Annotated in this window: 6 protein-coding genes; all 6 read left to right on the top strand. The window is 70.5% G+C overall.

All coding sequences use genetic code 11. From position 1 onward, the window contains the following. Genes AB0M22_RS33485 through AB0M22_RS33460 form a run of 6 tightly spaced genes read left to right on the top strand, consistent with a single transcriptional unit; the run spans position 1 to position 19,622 of the window. Complete coding sequence (locus AB0M22_RS33485; protein WP_364735454.1) at positions 1-3,309, top strand: beta-ketoacyl synthase N-terminal-like domain-containing protein; 3,309 nt, start codon at positions 1-3, stop codon at positions 3,307-3,309. Continuing rightward, entirely contained in the window at positions 3,293-8,308 is a 5,016-nt protein-coding gene (locus AB0M22_RS33480) for a condensation domain-containing protein (protein WP_364735452.1), read from the top strand. Before AB0M22_RS33485 ends, AB0M22_RS33480 begins: the two co-directional genes overlap by 17 nt. Next, entirely contained in the window at positions 8,305-11,283 is a 2,979-nt protein-coding gene (locus AB0M22_RS33475; protein ID WP_364735450.1) for a beta-ketoacyl synthase N-terminal-like domain-containing protein, read from the top strand. The genes AB0M22_RS33480 and AB0M22_RS33475 overlap by 4 nt, the downstream gene beginning before the upstream one ends. Continuing rightward, the gene (locus tag AB0M22_RS33470; protein ID WP_364735448.1) at positions 11,276-16,909 is read left to right on the top strand and encodes an amino acid adenylation domain-containing protein; all 5,634 of its coding nucleotides are present in this window, start codon (positions 11,276-11,278) and stop codon (positions 16,907-16,909) included. The genes AB0M22_RS33475 and AB0M22_RS33470 overlap by 8 nt, the downstream gene beginning before the upstream one ends. Further along, positions 16,906-18,666 carry a fatty acyl-AMP ligase gene (locus AB0M22_RS33465; RefSeq protein WP_364735446.1) on the top strand — a complete coding sequence of 587 codons (1,761 nt, stop codon included), beginning with the start codon at positions 16,906-16,908 and terminating at the stop codon, positions 18,664-18,666. Before AB0M22_RS33470 ends, AB0M22_RS33465 begins: the two co-directional genes overlap by 4 nt. Next, a complete protein-coding gene (locus AB0M22_RS33460; protein WP_364735444.1) occupies positions 18,663-19,622 on the top strand; it encodes a hypothetical protein in 960 nt (319 codons plus the stop codon). The genes AB0M22_RS33465 and AB0M22_RS33460 overlap by 4 nt, the downstream gene beginning before the upstream one ends. Position 19,623: the final 1 nt, after the last annotated feature.

The following is a 19,623-nucleotide window of genomic DNA, read 5'->3' as shown; positions in this document are numbered from 1 at the left end:
ATGTCTGCAGAAATGGCCCGTCGGACGGCCGACGAGATCAGTTTGTTTCTCACCGAAACGCTCGGAGATTTATTGGACATTGCCACGGATGACGTGGCCCTGAGTGAGCCGTTCTCGAGTTTCGGGCTCACCTCGGCGGTGGCGCTGGTATTCGTCGGCAAGATTTCCACCTGGATGGGAAAACCACTTCCGCCGGATCTCCCCTGGGAGTATCCGACCGTGCACGCGCTGGCCGAGGGGCTGGCCGCGGCGCAGGACAACCTCGAACCGGCAGCGCGGGACACCGCGGATCGGGAGCCCGAAGTCGGGGGGCGCCCGGCCCGGGCCGGTGTCGCCCAGGAGCCGATCGCCATCATCGGCATCGGCTGCTCGTTCCCCGGCCTGCGCGGACCCGAGCAGCTGTGGGAAACCCTGTGGCACGGCCGCGAATTGGTCGGCCAGGCGCCCGACGCCCGGCACGACTGGCCGCCGACCGGCGGCGTGCGCGGCGATGCGCAGCGCCGATCCTGGTTCGGCTCGTTCCTGGACGACCCGTATGCCTTCGACGCCAACTACTTCGGCATCGGTGACACCGAGGCCGCGGCCATGGATCCGCAGCATCGGCTGCTCGCGGAGACCGTCGCGGACGCGTTCGAGGACGCGGGCGTGCCGGTGGAGCGGCTGGCCGGCACCTCGACCGGCACCTTCGTCGGCATCACCGCGGGTGACTATTCGCGCGGTATGGGCGAATCCGCCGCGGCCGGGATGCCGATCGCGGCCGTGACCGGTAATGCCAGCAGTATTGCGGCAAACCGGCTTTCGTATCTCTACGACCTGCGTGGGCCGAGCGTCAGCGTGGATACCGCCTGCTCGTCCTCGCTGGTCGCGCTGCACATGGCGTTGCGCAGCCTGCACGACGGCGATTGCGATGTCGCCGTGGTCGGCGGCGTGAACATGACCCTCGACCCGCGGGTCACCGAGTCGCTGGCCGGCGCGGGCATGATGGCGGCCGACGGGCGATGCAAGACCTTCGACGATCGCGCCGACGGTTACGTGCGGGGCGAGGGCAGCGCCGCGGTCGTGCTGAAGCCGCTGGCGCAGGCCGAACAGGACGGCGATCGGGTCTACGCGGTACTGCTCGGTTCGGCGGTAAACCAGGACGGTCGTACCAATGGACTGACCGCGCCCAGCTACCAGTCGCAGGTCGACGTGCTGCGTCGCGCCTACCGGCGGGCCGGGGTGAACCCGGGTGACGTGCAGTACATCGAGGCGCACGGCACGGGGACCATCCTCGGCGACGCCATCGAGGCCCGCGCGCTCGGCGCCGTTTTCGCCGACAACCGCGAGGACAAGTTCCTGGTCGGTTCGGCCAAGACGGTGGTCGGTCACCTCGAGGCGGCCGCGGGCATCACCGGATTGGTGAAGACCGCGCTCGCGCTGCACCACGGGCAGGTGCCGGCCAACCTGAACTTCGAGTCGCCGAGCAAGCACATCGCGTTCGACGAACTGCCGTTCACTGTGCCTGCCGAGAACCAGGTTTGGCCGCAGCGCCGTGGCCGCGCGCTCGCGGGCGTCAGCTCCTTCGGGTTCGGCGGCACCAACGCGCACGCCGTCCTCACCGGCGCACCGACTGAGGCGGCACACACCCAGACCGCTGCCGCGCTCGAAAAGCCCTATCTGGTCAGCATTTCCGGCCGCAGTGAGCAGTCGACGCTCGACCTGGTCGACCACTGGATCGACCTGCTGCGCGGCGGCACGGCCCCGCCGATCGCCGAACTCGCACAGACCTCGACCGCGCGCCGGGCACAGCACCCGTTCCGGGTCGCCGTCGCCGCACGCGGTCATGCGGACTTGGCCGAGCAGCTCACCTCGATCTCCGGCGGTTCGCTGCCGCTGGGTGCTGCCGCCGGTCGGGTGCCGCGCGGTGGTCCCGGCAAGGTGGCCTTCGTCTTCACCGGACAGGGCAACCAGTGGGTCGGCATGGGACGCAAGCTGATTCGGCATCAGCCGGTGTTCCGCGACGCCTTGCTCGCGGTCGACCGCGAGCTGCGCATCGAACTCGGTTGGTCCACCTTCGCCATCCTCGACCGCGGTCGCGACGAGGAAGCCCTCGCCGACACCGGCACCGCGCAACCGGTGCTGTTCGCGCTACAGGTCGCGCTGGCGGCGCTGTGGCAGTCGTGGGGGATCACCCCGTCCGCCGTGGTCGGGCACAGCGTCGGCGAGGTCGCCGCGGCGCACGTCAGCGGCGCGATCGACCTGCGCACCGCCGCGCAGATCATCGCGGCCCGGGCCAAGGCGACCGCGCGCCTGCGTGACAACGGCTGCATGGCCGTGGTCAACCGGCCCGCGGCCGAACTCGAACTGCCGCCCCGGGTGCACCTCGCGGGCACCAACGGCCCGGCCTGGACGCTGATCTCGGGCAGCACCGGCGCGGTCGACGGCTACCTGGCCCGGCTCGACGGCGAGCAGATCATGACCCGCCGCCTGCCCGGCCGCTACGCCTTCCACTCGCCGCTGATGCTGGACTGCCTGCCGGAGTTCGCGGCGGACATGCCCTGCATCCAGCCCCGCGAGGGCGGCATCCCGTTCTTCTCCACCGTCACCGGCGCGCGGATCGACGGCGCGCACCTGAACGGCCTCTACTGGACCGATCAGGTGGTGCGCCCGGTGCAGTTCGCCGAGGCGGTCGGCGCGATGATCGATGCCAACATCGGCACCTTCATCGAGCTGGGCCCGCACCCGGCGCTGAACGGAATGCTGAAAAGCCTGCTCCGCCATCACGATCGGGCCGGGGTCGCGGTGCCGTCGCTGGTTCGTGACGTCGACGACCTCTCGGTGATGCTGGCGGCGCTCGGCGAGCTGCATGTCCGCGGGCACGACGTGCGCTGGTCCGGGGTGGACGCGGCGACGCGTCCGCCGGCCCGGTTGCCGCTGTATCCGTTCGACCGCAAGTCCTACCGGATCGTCGGCGGCGTGCCGAGCGTCGAGGCGGCCCCGGTGTCACGGGCGTCGACCGATCTGTTCACCGCCGACGCCGACTACGTCGCGCCGCGCACCGAATACGAGCAGGTCGTGGCCGAGATGTGGGCCGAGCTGCTCGGGCTCGAGCAGGTCGGCGTCTTCGAGAACTTCTTCCGCATCGGCGGGCATTCCCTGGCCGCCACCCAGTTCGTCCGCAGGCTCCGCGAACTCTTCGAGATCGAGTTCGCCCTCCGGCGCATGTTGCAGGAGCCGACCGTCGCCCAGGTGGCGGCCGCGCTGGAGGAGCTCATGGTCGAGCAAGCCGATGCAGCCCTTTTGGAGAACGATCATGAACTCACCGGCTAGCAGCCTGGCCCTGGCGCGCCTGCGGGAGCGCCGCGCCGCAGGCATCTCCACCACCACCGTCCCGCTGCGCGAGGGCGCGGGTCCGTTCCCGGCGACGCCGGCGCAACGGGGCATCTGGCTGCACGAGCAGCTCGCCGGGCACGCCGCGATCTACCATGTGCCGCTGGGCATTCGGATCAGCGGTCCGCTCGAGGTGGCGGCGCTGCACACGGCCGCCGACGCGGTGACCCAGCAGCAGCACGCCTTTCGCACGGTCTTCGAGGAGACCCCGGAGGGACTGCGGGCCGAGGTCGTCGAGGTCGCGGGCGCAGACTGGCAAACGCCCGATCTCCGGCTCGTGCCCGCGAAGGCGCGGGAGTCGGCGGTCGATCAGCTGCTGCACACCCTGGCGTCCGAGCCGTTCGATCTGGCGGCCCGGCCGCCGGTGCGGTGGGCGCTGATCCGGCTCGCCGAGCAGGAGTGGATTCTCGCGGTCGTCGCGCATCACCTTGTGCTGGACGGCTTGTCGATCGCGCTGCTGATCGATCAGCTGTGGGCAGCCTACGGCGCCGTGGTGCGCGGCGAGGAGATCATCCTGCACGTGCCGCCGCGGCAGTACGCCGACTACGCGGTGTGGAGTGCCGAACACGGCACGCCCGCAACCCAAGCGGCCGCGGTGGACAAACGGGCCGCGCTGCTGCGTGGCGCACCGGCTTTGGATCTGTCCATCGGCCGCCGCCCGCGACGGGTGGGCAACAACGGTGCGCGCGTGGAGAATTCGTTCCCGCCCGAGGTGGCGGCCGCCGTGCGGGCCGGCGCGGCCGCGAACGGCGTTCCGCCGTTCGTCTTCCTGTTGGCCTGCTACGAGCTGACTTTGGCGCACCGCACCGGCCAGCGGGACTTCTGCGTCGGCATCCCGATGGCGGCCCGCCCATACGCCGAGCTGGCGAAAACCATCGGGCACTTCGTCAATACGGTCCCGGTCCGCGCCGATCTCGCCGACGGCCAGACCTTCCTCGACCTGCTGCACCGCACCCGCGACACCGCGCTGGCCGCCTACGACGACGAGACCGTCCCGTTCGAGCGGGTGGTCGAGGCCGTCGGCGGGCCGTGGGATCCGGCCTTCAGCCCGGTCTTCCAGACCTTGTTCGTGCAGCAGATGCTCGAGCGCCCCGATCTGAGCGCGTGGGGACTGACCGTCGAATGGCAGACCATCGACACCGGCGCGACGCTCTACGACCTGGTCATGCACGTCGCCGAAACCGGCTCCGAGATGGTCTGTCACCTGACCTACAACTCGAAGCTGCTCGACGCGACCGCCGCCGCCGACCTGGCGCAGGACTTCTTCACCCTCGCCGCGGCCGCCGCGGCCGCGCCGAACTCGCCGGTGGACTCGCTGCTCGCCGCGCTGCCGGTGCGCGAGTACACGGTGAACGACGAAGCGGCCGAGGCAGATTCGGACGACGCGGCAGACGCGGAGTTCGAAGCCCCGATCGGCGAGCGGGAGATCCGCCTCGCGGCCCTCTGGTCGCAGGCTTTGGAACGCACCGAAATCGGCCGCCACGACGACTTCTTCCTGCTCGGCGGCACCTCGCTGGCCGCGACCAGGGTGATCTCGCAGATCCTCGACGAGTTCGGCGTCAGCGTCTCGCTGCGCGAACTGTTCGAGAGCCCGACCATCGTGACGGCCGCGCGCCTGATCGAAACCGCTTCCGCCGAACAGGATTCGCTGCCGCCATTGCAGGCCGTGCCGCGCACGGACGGCGAACTGCTGCCGGTCTCCTATGCCCAGGAACGACTTTGGTTCCTGGAAACCCTCGATCCCGGCAACGCGACCTACATCATGCCCGGCGGCCTGCGGCTGCGCGGCGACCTCGACGTCGCCGCGGTGGAGAACGCGCTGGCCCTGGTCGAACAGCGGCACGAGGTGCTGCGCAGCGTCTACCGGACCACCGAGGACGGGCAGCTGCGTCAGGTGATCCGCCCGTATTCGCCACGGGCACTGGAGTTCACCGACTTCAGCACCCTCGCGCCGGAACAGCGCGGCACCGCCGAGGCCGAACTCGCGGCGAGCGTCTACCGCGCGCCGTTCGACCTCGCCGAAGGCCCGGTCTGGCGATACCACCTCATCAAATCGGGGCCGGGCGAGTATCTGCTCGCCATCGCGCTGCACCACATCGTGTGCGACGGCTGGTCCATTGCCGTACTGAGCCAAGAGGTTTCAGCCCATTACCAGGCGCAGGTCGCCGGCGTCGATACAGCGCTGCCGCCGCTGGTCGTCCAGTACGCGGACTACGCGAACTGGCAGCGCGGCAACGCCGACCGGCTCGACGGTCAGCTGGACTTCTGGCGCACCGAGCTGGCCGACCCGACGGTCACCGAAATCCCCGGCGACCGGCCACGTCCGGCGCGCCGCACCTCCCGCGGCGCGGTCGAGCGGCTCGGTCTCGACCCGCAGGTGATGGCCGAGGTCCGGGCGCTCGCCGCCCGCAGCGGCGTCACCACCTTCGCGGTGCTGCTCGCCGGGTTCTACACCATGTTGAATCGCTATACCCGCCAACAGGATCTGATCGTCGCCTCGCCGATCGCCGGACGCACCCGTTCGGCCGTCGAGCCGCTGGTCGGCTGCTTCCTGAACACCCTGGCGCTGCGCACCGAGGTCGACCCCGAGGAGACCTTCACCGCGCTGGTCGCCCGTGTCGGCAAGACGGTCCTGTCCGCGCACGCCAACCAGGACCTGCCGTTCGAGAAGGTCATCGAGGCGATGGTGCCGACCCGGGACATGAGCCGCACCCCGCTCGCCCAGGTCATGTTCAACTACTTGAACACGCCCCCACCGTCACTCGGCATGCCCGGCCTCGACGTCGAACTGGTGGACGCGCCGCGGACGACGGCCAAGCTGGACTTCGACCTCACCGTCGACGAGACGGACGGCCCGACCAAGCTGGTCCTGGAATACAGCGCCGACCTCTACGACGCACCGACCGCCGTTCGGACACTGCGGCATTACGCGACCGCGCTCGCGAGCATCGTCGCGAACCCGGAACAGCTCGTCGGGGCGGTCGGCCTGGAGACCGCCGATCAGGCTGTCGCCGAGGCGGTCTGGACGCTGCCCGGATCGCCCATGGTGCCCGAGCCGGAACCGGACGAGCGCCTGATCGATCGGCTCGACGCCGTGATCGACCTGCGCGGCAGCGCACCGGCGCTACGCGTGGGCGACCGCACCACCAGCTTCGCCGAGCTCGACGCGATCACCGCCGTCATCGCCAAGGAACTCATCGGCGCCGGACTCGACGGCAGCCGCGTCGCCCTGCTCTACGACCACACGCCGGAGAGCTTCGTCGCGGTCTGGGCGGCACTGCGCGCGGGAGTGGCGTATGTGCCACTCGACCCGCGTGCCCCGCAGGCCCGGCTGATCGAAATCCTTGAAGAGGCAGACGTTTCCGCGCTGCTGTGCGATCCGTCGCTGGCCGAACTGGCCCGCTCGGTGGCCGGCGGGGCGCACGTCTTCACCGTGTCCGGCCGCACCGATCGGCCGGAACCGGCGCTGAGCACGGTGCCGACCAACGACCTGTCGACCTGGGCGAAATCCCACATCAGCGCCGACGATTTCGCCTACGTCCTGCACACGTCCGGCTCGACCGGTCGGCCGAAAGGCGTGGCGCAGAGCCGCGGTAACGCCCTGGCGCACGCCGTCACCTACGCGCGGCGACTGCGCATCGGACCCGACGACGTCGTGGCCGCGCCCGCCCGCTACACCTTCGACGCCGGCGTGCTGAACTCGTTCGGCGCGGCGGTGGCCGGGGCCGAGCTGTATGTGATCGACCCGCACCTGTTCGCTCCCGCGGGCCTGCGCGCGGAGATCGAACGCGCCGGGATCACCGTGCTGCACTGCACCCCAACGCTTTTCCGCTACCTGCTCAGCGACACCGACGGCCCATGGGTGCCGCACGCGTTGCGCCTGGTGGCGCTGGGCGGCGAGGAAGTGGTCCGCGGCGACGTCGTCGACTTCGGCAGGCACTTCGCCCCGGCCTGCCGGCTGGTCAGCCTGTACGGCCCGTCCGAATGCTCGGTCGCCTTGCAGCACATCGTCACTCCGGAAGACGCGGACCGGGCCGGGGTGCCGATCGGCCACCCGGTCGAGGGCGTCGAGGTCGACCTGATCGACGGAAGCGGCCGTCCCACCGAGGTTTACGGCGAGATCGCGCTGCGCAGCCAGTACGTCGCGCTCGGCTACTGGCATCGACCGGAACTGACCGACAAGGTGTTCGGCACCGGCCGCGACGGCGTCCCGTACTACCGCACCGGCGACCTCGCCCGGCGGCTGCCCGACGGCCGCCTGGTCTTCGTCGGCCGCAAGGACCGTCAGGTCAAGATCCGCGGTCACCGCGTGGAACCCGGTGAGGCCGAGACGTTCCTGCGGTCACACCCGACGGTCGCCGAGGCCGCCGTGGTGCTCGACGCCGAGGCCGACGTGCCCCGCCTGGTCGCCTACCTGACCCAGGACGGCCCGCTGGAACCCGACTACCTGGAGCTGTCGGCGTACCTGCGTACTCGGTTGCCGGACTACATGATTCCGTCGGCCTACATGGTGCTCGACACGCTGCCGCGCGGCCTCACCGGCAAGCTCGACCGCGCCAAGCTGCCGAAGATCGCCCCGGCCGCCCCGCCGGTCTACACCCCGCCGGGCACCGAGCTGGAGCGCATCGTCGCCGAGGTCTGGGCGGAGGTGCTCGACCGCGAGATCGGCCTCGGGCAGAACTTCTTCGACCTCGGCGGCCACTCGCTCGCGCTGGCCCGGGTGCGCGGCCTGCTCGAACGCCGCCTCGGCGTGATCCTGGCGATGACCGACCTGTTCGCCGCGCCGACCGTGGACGAGCTGGCCAAGTCGCTGGCCGGCCGCACGGCCCCGCAGGACGACGCGGACCGCGGCCAGGACCGCCGCGCGGCCGCCGCCCGCCGCCGGGCGCACCGCCAGGCGGCCGAAACCCTGCCCGACAGCGTTGGGAGCCAGCGATGACCCAGGACGACACCGAGTTCCGCGTGGCCGTGATCGGCATGGCCTGCCGCTTCCCCGACGCGGACACGGTCACCGACTACTGGCGCAACCTGTGCGAAGGCCGCGAGTCCGTGCGCCCGCTCGCACCGGAGTCCATGCCCGCCGACCCGCCCGCCGGGTACGTGCACGCCGGCGCGCTGCTCGCGGACGCGGACAAGTTCGACGCGGAGTTCTTCGAAATGCCGCCGCGCGAAGTGCAACTCACCGACCCGCAGCATCGCCTGTTCACGCTGTGCGCGTGGGAGGCGCTGGAGGACGCCGGTCACATCGCGGCCGAAAACCCCACTCCGGTAGGCGTTTTCGCGGGCGCGGGCATGAGCACCTACCTGCTGCGGAACCTGGTCGGACACGCGAGCCTGTTCCAGACGCCCAGCTCGCAGCTGCATGCCCTGCACGGCAACGCCTCCGACTACCTGGCCACCCGGGTCTCCTACAAGCTGAACCTGACCGGGCCGAGCGTCGCGGTGCAGACCGCGTGCTCCACCTCGCTGGTCGCCGTGCACCAGGCCGCGCAGGCCCTGCTCGACTTCCAGTGCGATGTCGCGCTGGCCGGCGGCGCCAGCGTGCAGGTGCCGCAGGAGGCCGGATACATCTACGAGGAAGGCTCGATCCTCTCCCCGGACGGCCACTGCCGGGCGTTCGACGCCGAGGCGGGCGGCACCGTATTCGGTTCGGGCGTCGGCGTTGTCGTGCTCAAGCGGCTCGCCGACGCGATCGCCGACCGTGACCACATCCACGCGGTGATCCTCGGCTCCGCGGTGAACAACGACGGCGGCAACAAGATCGGCTTCACCGCCCCCGGCATCGCCGGGCAGCGCGCGGTCATCCGGGAAGCGTTGTCGGCGGCCGGAATCGGCGCGGAGACGATCGGCTACGTCGAAGCGCACGGCACCGGAACGAAACTCGGCGACCCGATCGAGGTGGCGGCGCTGAGCGCGGCCTACCGCGAGCACACCGAGGCGGCGCAGTACTGCGCGCTCGGCTCGGTGAAATCCAATGTCGGCCATCTCAATTCCGCGGGCGGCGTGGCGGGGTTCATCAAGGCGGTGCTGGCGGTGCGCGAAGGGCGCATCCCGGCCAGCCTCAACTACACCCGGCCGAACCCCGAAATCGACTTCGCCGCAACGCCGTTCTTCGTCAACACCGAACTGCGGACCTGGTCCGGTCCGGTGCGCCGGGCGGCGGTCAGCGCCTTCGGCATCGGCGGAACCAACGCCCACGTGATCGTCGAACAGCCGCCGACGCAGGTTTCCGCTCCGGCACCCGGCCCTCGCGCAGTACTGATCTCCGGCCGCACCGCACAGGACGCGGATCGAGCGGCTGCCCGGCTCGCCGAGCATCTGGGCAGCACCGACGCGGAACTCGCCGCTGTGGCACACACTTTGGCGCACGGCCGCCGACGCTTCCCGCACCGCCGCATGGTTGTGGCAAGCACGACGCAGGAGGCCGTGGCCGCACTGCGCAAGCCGATCGCAGGGGAGGCCGCACCCGCTCCCGCGCTCGCCTGGCTGTTCCCCGGCCAGGGCGTCGCGCTCGGTGCCGCGGTGCTCGAACTCGCCGAGACGGTCCGCCCGTTCGGCGACCGCTACCGCGCCTGCACCGACCTCCTGCGCGAACGCAGCGGCTTCGACCTGGACGCCGCGGTACGCAATGCCGAGGGCACCGAACAGACCCAGGCGGCCCTGTTCGCCGTCGAGTACGCCCTGGCAGGCATGTGGCGCGAGTTCGGCGCGGAACCGAAGGAACTGCTCGGCCACAGCCTCGGCGAACTGGTCTGTGCCACCCTCGCGGGCGTCTTCGACCTCGGTGACGCCCTGGAACTGGTGGTCGAACGCGGCCGGATCATGGCCGCGGCCCCGCCCGGCGGCATGCTCGCCATCTCCAAGGGGGCCGACATCATCGCCGAGCGCCTGCCGGACGACGTCTGGCTGGCCGCGGACAACTCGGCCAGCCGCTGCGTCGTCGCCGGCGCTCCGGCGGCCCTGTTCCGCCTGGCCGGTGAGCTGTCCGAGGAAGGCGTGCCGAGCTCGCTGCTGCCCGTCGGGCACGCGTTCCACACCCCGCTCATGGACGAGGCCGCCGCGCGCTTCGCCGAGCTCGTCCGCGGCGTGCCCCGGCAGGCCCCGCGGGTGCCGTTCTGGTCGAACGTCACCGGCGCGCCGATCACCGCCGAGCAGGCGGTCGATCCCGCCTACTGGTCCCGGCAGATGACCAGCACCGTGCGGTTCCGGGAGGCCGCGCTCGGCCTGGTCGGCCGGAACCCGGGGATCGTCGCGCTGGAGGTCGGTCCGGGCAAGTCCCTCGTCTCGTTCCTGCGCACCGCCGATCGCGCCTCGGCCACGGTCGGCACCCTCGGCGTCGGACTGGGCGCGGGCGCGCCGGAGAACGCGATCGTGGACGCGGCCGGACGGCTCTGGTTGTCCGGTGTCGCGGTCGATTTCGACGCCATCTACGGCGGCGAGAAGCCGGTTTCGGTCAGCCTGCCGACGTATCCCTTTGCCCTGAAACGCTATTGGGTCGACGCGCCGGAGGCCGCACCGATGCAGCCGCGGCGCATCGAGGCCGTGCAGCCCGCCGCCCCTGCCGCGGCAGCTGTCGAAAACGATGCCGACGAGGACGATTTCGTCGTCTCGGTGCGCAACCAGGTGGTCGCGGTGTGGTGCGCGGCGCTCGGCATCGAGGAGGTCGGCACCGACGCCAACTTCTTCGAACTGGGCGGCGATTCGCTGCTCGCCGTGCACGTCGCCACGCAGCTGCGGTCCATCTTCCCGCTGGAGCTCGCCCTCGGCGAGCTGTTCGCCAGTCCGACAGCCGCGGGGATGGCCGACACCATCGCCGCGCACCTGATGCAGCGGTTGGACGAACTGTCCGACAGCGAGGTCGAGCTGCTGCTCAACCAGCCGGGGGCGGCCGAAGAACGGAGCAACAATGCCTGAACTCGTCGATACGGGCGCCTCCCGGCGCGCGTTGCTGCGGCGCTGGGCCGCCGGCGGCACCCCGCGGGCCGGTATCCCGCGCCGCACCGATCCCGCGGCCGCCGCGCCGCTTTCGGCCGCGCAGCAGCGAATCTGGTTCCTGGAGCAGCTGTTCCCGGACCGGGCGACCTACACCATGCCGCTGGCCTTGCGCCTGCGCGGCCACCTGGACATCGCGGCCCTACAGGGCGCGCTGTCGTTCGTGGTCGCCCGGCACGAGTCGCTGCGCACCAGCATCGAAGTGCGCGACGGTGTTCCGGTGCAGGTGGTCGGGCCGGTGGCGCCGCTGCCGATGACCATGGTGTCGCCGTCGCAGCTGGATCCGCAGCGCCCCTTGGCGGATGCCACCGCGCAGGTCGAACAGTTCAGCCGGACCGTCTTCGACCTGTCCGGTCAGCTGGTCGAGGTGCTGCTGGTGCGGCTGAGCGAGGACGATTCGATCTTCGCGGTCGCCATGCACCACATCATCTCCGACGGCTGGTCGCTCGGGGTGTTCGCCACCGAATTGATGTCCGCCTACGCCGATCTCACGGCCGGCAAGCACCTGCCCGAACTGCCGGAACTGCCGTTGCAGTACCCCGACTACGCGACCTGGTTGCAGGATCTCGCGCAGCAGGACAAGTTCGGCGCCGACCTCGACTACTGGCGCGGCGTGCTCGGCGACGAGCCGCCGCTGGTCACCTTCCACCCCGACCGGCCGCGCGCGCTCGAACCGGAAAACCGCGGCGCGCGTGTGCTGTTCACCATCCCCGCCCCGGTGCTGTCCGGGCTGCGGAAGCTGGCCGACGAGGTCAGGGTGAACGACCGTCCCGCAACGCTGTTCATCGCGCTGATGGCGGGATTCAAAGCGCTGCTTCGCTATTACACCGGCGCGGAGGACATCACCGTCGGCACCCCGATCGCCGGCCGGACCCGGCCCGAGATCGAGCCGCTGATCGGGTTCTTCGTCAACGCGCTCGCCCTGCGCACGGACTTGTCCGGCGCGCCGAGCTTCCGCGAACTGCTCGCCCGCGAACAGCGCGTCGTCTTCGACGCGTTCGACCACCAGGAGGCGCCGTTCGACCTCGTCGTCGAGCACGTGCGCCCCGATCGCGAACTGAGCCACTCGCCGCTGTTCCGCACCGCCGTGGTGCTACAGAACACCGCGCTGCCCGAGCTCGCCATCCCTGGCCTCAGCGCCGAATACGTCGAAGTCCATTCGGGCACGACCAAGTTCGACGTGCTGGTCACGCTGCGACAGGTCGGCGCGGAACTGGTCGGCGCGTTCGAGTACGACGTCGACCTGTACGACGAGCCGACCGTCGCCGCCATCGCGCGGCACTTCGTCGCCCTGCTCACCGCCGTCGTCGCCGACCCGGACACCGCGCTGCCGGAGCTGGACTTCCTCGAGCCCGACGAGCGCGAACGCGCGGTCGCCGCGGCACTGCCCAGCGAGACCTCCGCCGAACCCGCGCTGACGCTGCACGAACTCTTCGCGGCCCAGGCCATCCAGACGCCCGACGCGGTGGCGCTCACGTTCGGCGAACGCGCCCTGACCTACGCCGAACTCGCCGCGGCCGCCGACGAGCTGGCTCAACGCCTGCGTGCCCGCGGTGTCGGCCGGGGTTCGTTCGTCGGCATCCACCTCGAGCGTTCCGCCGACGTGGTCGTCGCGATCCTCGCGGTGCTACGCGCCGGGGCCGCCTACGTTCCGCTCGATCCGATGTACCCGGCGGACCGGATCGAATTCATGATCGCCGACTCGGGCGCGCGCCTGGTGATCAGCCACAGCTCCCTGGTCTCGGCGGCGGAATCGGGCCCGGAGCTGCTGCTCATAGACGAGCCGGTCGACGAGACCGGGCCCGAGCTCCCACTGGAGAAGGCCGCGCCGCACGACCCTTGCTATGTCATCTATACCTCGGGCTCCACCGGCGTCCCGAAGGGCGTGGTCATCGAGCACGCCAACGTGGTTCGCCTGTTCTCGACGACCCGCCGCTGGTACGACTTCGGCGCGCAGGACGTGTGGACGATGTTCCACTCGTACTCCTTCGACTTCGCCGTCTGGGAGATGTGGGGCGCGCTGCTCTACGGCGGCCGGCTCGTCGTGGTCCCCGGTTCGGTCAGCCGCTCCACCGCCGAGTTCGCGGAACTGCTTGCCCGCGAACAGGTCACGGTGCTGAACCAGACTCCGTCGGCGTTCACCCAGCTGCTGCGTGCGTTGGACAACGGCGCCGAACTCGCGGTGCGCTGGATCGTCTTCGGCGGCGAGGCGCTCGACTTGTCCACGCTCACACCATGGTTCGACCGCTTCGGCGACGCCGCGCGCCTGGTGAACATGTACGGCATCACCGAGACGACCGTGCACGTCACCTATCGCGAACTCACCCGCGCCGACGTGGTGTCGGCGGCGGGCAGCCTGATCGGTGTCCCGCTGCCCGATCTCGGCGTGCTGATCGTCGATCCGGCGGGCCGTCCGGTACCCGACGGCGTGGCGGGGGAGATGCTCGTCTCCGGCCCCGGCGTCGGGCGCGGATACCTCAACCGCGACGACCTCACCGCCGAACGCTTCGTGGAAAGCGCTGTGCTGGAAGGACGTCGGGTCTACCGGACCGGCGACCTCGCCCGCCGCCGGGCCGACGGCGATCTGGAATACCTCGGCCGGATCGATCAGCAGGTCAAGGTGCGCGGCTTCCGCATCGAACTCGGCGAGATCGAGGCCGCGATCACCGCGCACCCCGGCGTCGATCAGTCGGTCGTGCTGGCCCGCAAGGACGCCGGCGGAAGCCTCTCCCTGGTCGCGTATTTCACGCCCGGCGACGCGTCCACCGCTGCCGCCGACGCGGAGCAGGACCAGGTCGCCAACTGGCAGATCGTGTTCAACAGCACCTACCGCCAAGGCCACGAGGGCGACGCCGATTTCGACATCTCCGGCTGGAACGACTCTTACACCAACGCCGCCATTCCCGAGGAGCACATGCGGGAATGGGTCGAGGCCACCGTCGCCGCCGTGCGCACCCTCGCCCCGCAACGCGTCCTCGAAATCGGTTGCGGCACCGGCCTGCTGCTGTCCCGGCTGGCCGCGCAGTGCGCGGTGTACGACGCCACCGACGTCTCCGCCTCGGCCATCGAGAACGTGCGCACGAAGATCGTCGAGGGCAACCCGGACCTCCAGCACGTCCGGCTCGACCAGTGTGCCGCCGATCAGCTGCCCTACGACGTCGCCGGACCGTACGACGTCATCCTGATCAACTCGGTGGTGCAGTACTTCCCGAGCGCCGATTACCTGACCCGCGTGCTGGATTCGGTGGTCGGCCTGCTCGCCCCCGAAGGCGTGCTGTTCGTCGGCGACGTCCGCGATCTCACGCTCAGCGAGTCCTTCCACGCGACGGTCGAGGCGACGAACGCCCCATCGGCCGGAGCCGCCGAACTCGCGCCCGCCGTGCGCGCCGCGCTCGATCGGGACGCCGAATTGGTCATCTCGCCACGGTATTTCGAGGACTTCGTCGCCGCACAGCCCACCCTGTCCGGTTCGAGGATCCGGCTCAAGCGCGGCGAGTACCTCAACGAGATGTCCCGATTCCGCTACGACGCCGTGTTGTTCGCGGGTCAGCGTGGACTGCCGGTACGGCCGAAGCTGCTCGACGCGACGACCACCCCGCGGCTGCTGGCCGAGCTGCTCGAACGGGATCGCCCGGCGGCCGTGCTGATCGCCGACGTCCTCGATGCCCGGGTGGCCGGTCCGCTCGCGGTGGTCGCCGAGCTACAGCGTGGCCGCGCGAGCGCCGCGCAGATCCGGGCCGCGCTCGCCGATTCCGGCGGGGTCAGCCCGGAAGACTATCTCGCCCTTGCCGATCGGGTGCCCTACCGGATCGAGGCGCTGCGCCGCCCCGGCGGCCGCTACGACGTCGTGGTGACCGGGTGGGACGTGGCCTTGCCGTCCATCCCGGTGGCCCGCGACGCCGAATGGCCGGACGATCTCGTCATCTCGGATCCGTTGCGGGTCAAGGCCCGCGACGATCTCGTCGTCGACGTGCGCGCCCACCTGGCGCGGCGACTGCCGCAGCACATGGTCCCCGCCGCCGTGCTCGTGCTGGACGAATTCCCGTTGACCACCAACGGAAAGCTGGACCGCCGCGCGCTGCCCGCCCCGGTCCTGCGCCGCAACACCTTGGAGTACGAGCCGCCGCGCACCCCGCTCGAACAGCGCGTCGCGGGCGTCTTCGCGCACGTCCTCGGCATCCCGCGGGTCGGCCGGGAAGACAACTTCTTCGACCTCGGCGGCCACTCGCTGCTGGCCGCCCAGCTGATCCTGCGGCTGAAACAGACCTTCGGCGAGGACATTCCGCTCGGCTCGCTGTTCGCCCGGCCCACCGTCGCCGGTGTGGTCGCGCTGCTGGCCGGTGAGGCCGCCACCGAGGAATCGATCGATCTCGAGGCCGAGGTGGCCGCCGCGATCGAATCCTGGCCTGCCGCACCGTGGACCGCGACACCGCCCAGCACGGGCGAGGTGCTGCTCACCGGCGCTACCGGCTTTGTCGGCGCGTTCCTGCTGCACGAACTGCTGGCGCGCACCGATTCCCGCGTGCACTGCCTGGTTCGAGCGGACAGCAAGGAGGCGGGCCTCGCGCGCCTGGCCGCCACCTTCGACAGCTATGAGCTGCCGCGCGATTCGTTCGACCGGGTCGTCCCCGTTCTCGGCGATCTGGCCGCACCGCGACTCGGCTTGTCCGAGAAGCAATTCCTGCTACTGGGCCGCACGATCGACGCGATCTACCACAACGGCGCGCACGTCAACTTCGCGCTGCCGTACCGGGTGCTGGAGGCGGCCAATGTCCAGGGCACCCAGGAGCTGATCACGCTGGCCCGGACCAGCGGCGCGCCACTGCATTTCGTGTCCTCGCTGTACGTGCTCGGCCCCGGCGACGCGGTCGACGGACGGGTCGCGGCACCGCTTGTCGCGCAGGATCCCTCGCAGCTGTCCCTCGGCTACCTGCGCAGCAAGTGGGTGTCCGAGCGACTGGTCACCGAGGCGGGCGAACGCGGCCTGCCGGTGAGCGTGTTCCGGCTCGGCCGCATCGGCGGCGACAGCCGCACCGGCGCCTGCCAGACCAGCGACTTCTTCTGGCTGCTGGTCAAGGCCAGCCAGGAGGTCGGCCTCGCGCCGGAGGTGGACTTCGCGGTGGACCTCGCGCCCGCCGACTTCACCGGCGCGGCCATGGTCGAACTGGCCCGCAACCCGCAACCGGGTACGCACATCTACCACCTGCGCAACCCGCAGCCGTGCACCTTCACCGACGCCATCGGCTGGCTGCGCGAGAGCGGCCGGCCAGTGCAACCGGTGGCGCTGGATCAGTGGCGCGACGCGATCGCCGCGCACGCCGCGAGCGCGGGACCGGGGTCGGCGTCATTCAGCGTGCTGAGCCTGCTGAGCGCCAACGACGGCCTCACCCCGCTCATCCAGTTCGACGTGGACCAGGCCGTCACCGCGCTGGACCAGGTCGGCGTGGCGTGCCCGCCGGTCACCCGTGACCTGTTCATCCGCTACCTGGATTACTTCCGCAAGGTCGGCTTCCTCGCCGCGCCGTCACCACAGGAGGTCGGAGTATGACCACAACACTGCTCACCGGGGGCGCGCTCGAGTACGACACACTGGTGCGCGCGCTGACCAACCAGGCCGCGCAACGGCCGGACAAGGTCGCCTACAGCTTCCTCAGCTACCCGGACTCGACCTCCAAGCACGGCGAGACCGAGTCGCTCACCTACGCCGGGATCGACCGTGCGGCAAGGGCATACGCGGCCACGCTGCTCCAGGTCGCGCACCCCGGCGACCGGGCCGTGCTGCTCCTGCCGCCGGGCCTGGAGTACGTGAAGGCGTTCTTCGGATGCCTCTACGCCGGGATCATCGCGGTGCCGTTGTATCCGCCGAGCGCGCACAATTCCAACGGCCGCATCGATGCGGTCTGCGTCGACTCCGATCCCGCCTGCATCGTGACCACCGACGGGTCGCTCGCCAATGTCACTGCCTGGCTGGACAATTCGCCGACCGACACCACCCGGCTGATCGTGACCACCGGCGAGGTCGACGAGAAGCTCGCCATCGACTGGGAACCCGTCCTGGTGGACCGCGAGCAGATCGCGTTGTTGCAGTACACCTCCGGCTCCACCCGCACCCCCGCCGGGGTGATGGTGCCGCACCGCGGGCTACTGGACAACGCGCGGCAGGTCTACGAAATGATGTACCACGTCGGCATTTCCGCCGAGGACGAGGTCGGCTTCGTCAGCTGGCTGCCGCTGTTCCACGACATGGGCCTGATGGTCGGCGTGATCATGCCGATCATCAGCGGCCACGGCGTGGTGCAGATGTCGCCCACGTCGTTCCTGCGCCGGCCCGAACGCTGGCTCCAGGCGATCAGCGACAACCCCGCGCAGATCTTCGCCGCCTCACCGAACGTCGGTTACGAGCTGTGCGCCGAACGCATCGGCCCGAAGGAACTCGAGGGCATCGACCTGAGCCGGTGGCGCTACGCCCTGTCCGGCGCGGAACCGGTGCGGGTCAGCACGATCGAGAAGTTCCACGCGGCGTTCGCCGATCACGGCCTGGCCCGATCGAGCCTGATCGCCGGGTACGGGCTGGCCGAGTCGACGCTGATCGTGTCGGTGAACTGGCGCACCCTGTCCGGCGTGCAGACCCTCACGGTGAACCGGGAGGCACTCGCCGCCGGTCAGGTGGTCGTGGCAAAGAACGGCGCGGACATCGTCAGCGGTGGCGCGGCGGCGCCGGGCACCACCATCCAGATCGTGGACCCGGAGACCAAGCTGGCCCTGCCCGACGACCGGCTCGGCGAGATCTGGGTGTCCGGCCCGGCCGTCTGCACCGGCTACTACAACCGGCCCGAGGAGACGGAATACACCTTCCGCGGCGAACTCTCGCCGCGCGACGGCAAATACTACCTGCGCACCGGCGACATCGGCTTCCGGCACGACGGCGAGGTCTACCCGACCACCCGGCTCAAGGACCTGATCATCATCGACGGCCGCAACTACTATCCGCCGGACCTGGAGGACGCCGCCGAGCAGGCGCATTCGCTGGTGCTGCCCGGCCGGTGCTCGGCCTTCTCCGTCGAGGTCGGCGTGCAGGAGAAGATCGTGGTGCTCATCGAGGCCCGCATCCCCGCGGGCGACGAGACCACCGCCGAGGAACTACGGAACGCGGTGCGCCAGGCCATCTTCAGCATCCACGACGTCGGCGTGCACGAGGTGGTGCTGCTCGGCCCCGGCGCGATCCCGCGCACCTCCAGCGGCAAGATCCAGCGCTCCGCCTCGCGCACCGCCTACCTCGACGGCACGCTGCGGGGCGCGAAATGACCACGGCCCTCGCCACCCACGGCGACAAGCTGACCTGCTTCACCGCGGCGTTGGCCGGCGCGCTGGTGGCCCGTGGCGAAACCCGGTGGTGGCGGCCGCTGCTCGCGGGCGGGCCGACGCTGTCGGTCAGCCCCGCCGAGGACGACCTGCTCCTGTTCGAGCACGACGCGACCCCGCCGCTGCCCGCCCTGGGCCTGCGGGTGAACGGCGACGACGACTGGGCCACCGCCTACCACGCCCTGGAAGAGGAAGTGGCCGAGCACGGTTCGGTGGTGCTGCTCGCCGACATCTTCCACCTGCCCTGGCAGCACGGGCACCAGCGCTGGCACGCGCCGCACTGGCTGGCCGTCGTCGAGACCATCGAGGGCTGGGTGATCGAGGATCCGCTGACCATGACCACCGAGCTGGGAAAGCAGACCGGGCAACGGATTCCGGTGCTCTCTGCGGCAGAGTTACGCGAGTGGTCGACCGGTCTCGGCACGGACAACACGGTCGCGCTGCTGCGCGAACGCGCGATGGCCGGTTCGACCGCGATTCACACCGGCAAGACCTACCGGTGGCTCGAATCCCATCCGGTCGCGCCGCTCTCACCCCGCGAGGACCGTCTGGTCGGGGCGGACGCGCTCATCGCCCTGGCCAGCCGCTACCAGTTCGCCTCGACACCAGAGGATTTCACCCAGCTCGACGATCTGTGGCAGGCATTGCGCCAGCGCGAGCTGCTGCTGTGGGCGTCCGAGCTCGACGCCGACCTGCTCGACGCGGACGGCCGCGATCACTGGGAACGTGCGATCACGCAGTGGCGCAAGCTGCCGCCGCTGCTCATGCATGCCAGGATGCGCGCCGCCGCGGGCGGCACCGTACAGACCGCGCACATCGCCGAGACCCTGCTGTCCCTCGCCGAATACGAGGGCAAGCACCTGGCGTTCGCGCACCACCCTCGCACGGAGCGGGAGTAGT

Source organism: Nocardia sp. NPDC051756 (genome assembly GCF_040681495.1).
In the GTDB taxonomy this organism is placed as follows: Bacteria; Actinomycetota; Actinomycetes; order Mycobacteriales; family Mycobacteriaceae; genus Nocardia.
This window is presented reverse-complemented; position numbering and strand designations above follow the sequence as displayed.

Coding starts and splice junctions, on each gene's coding strand:
- AB0M22_RS33485 (WP_364735454.1), top strand. CDS start 1: ATGTCTGCAGAAATGGCCCGTCGGACGGCCGACGAGATCAGTTTGTTT.
- AB0M22_RS33480 (WP_364735452.1), top strand. CDS start 3,293: ATGAACTCACCGGCTAGCAGCCTGGCCCTGGCGCGCCTGCGGGAGCGC.
- AB0M22_RS33475 (WP_364735450.1), top strand. CDS start 8,305: ATGACCCAGGACGACACCGAGTTCCGCGTGGCCGTGATCGGCATGGCC.
- AB0M22_RS33470 (WP_364735448.1), top strand. CDS start 11,276: ATGCCTGAACTCGTCGATACGGGCGCCTCCCGGCGCGCGTTGCTGCGG.
- AB0M22_RS33465 (WP_364735446.1), top strand. CDS start 16,906: ATGACCACAACACTGCTCACCGGGGGCGCGCTCGAGTACGACACACTG.
- AB0M22_RS33460 (WP_364735444.1), top strand. CDS start 18,663: ATGACCACGGCCCTCGCCACCCACGGCGACAAGCTGACCTGCTTCACC.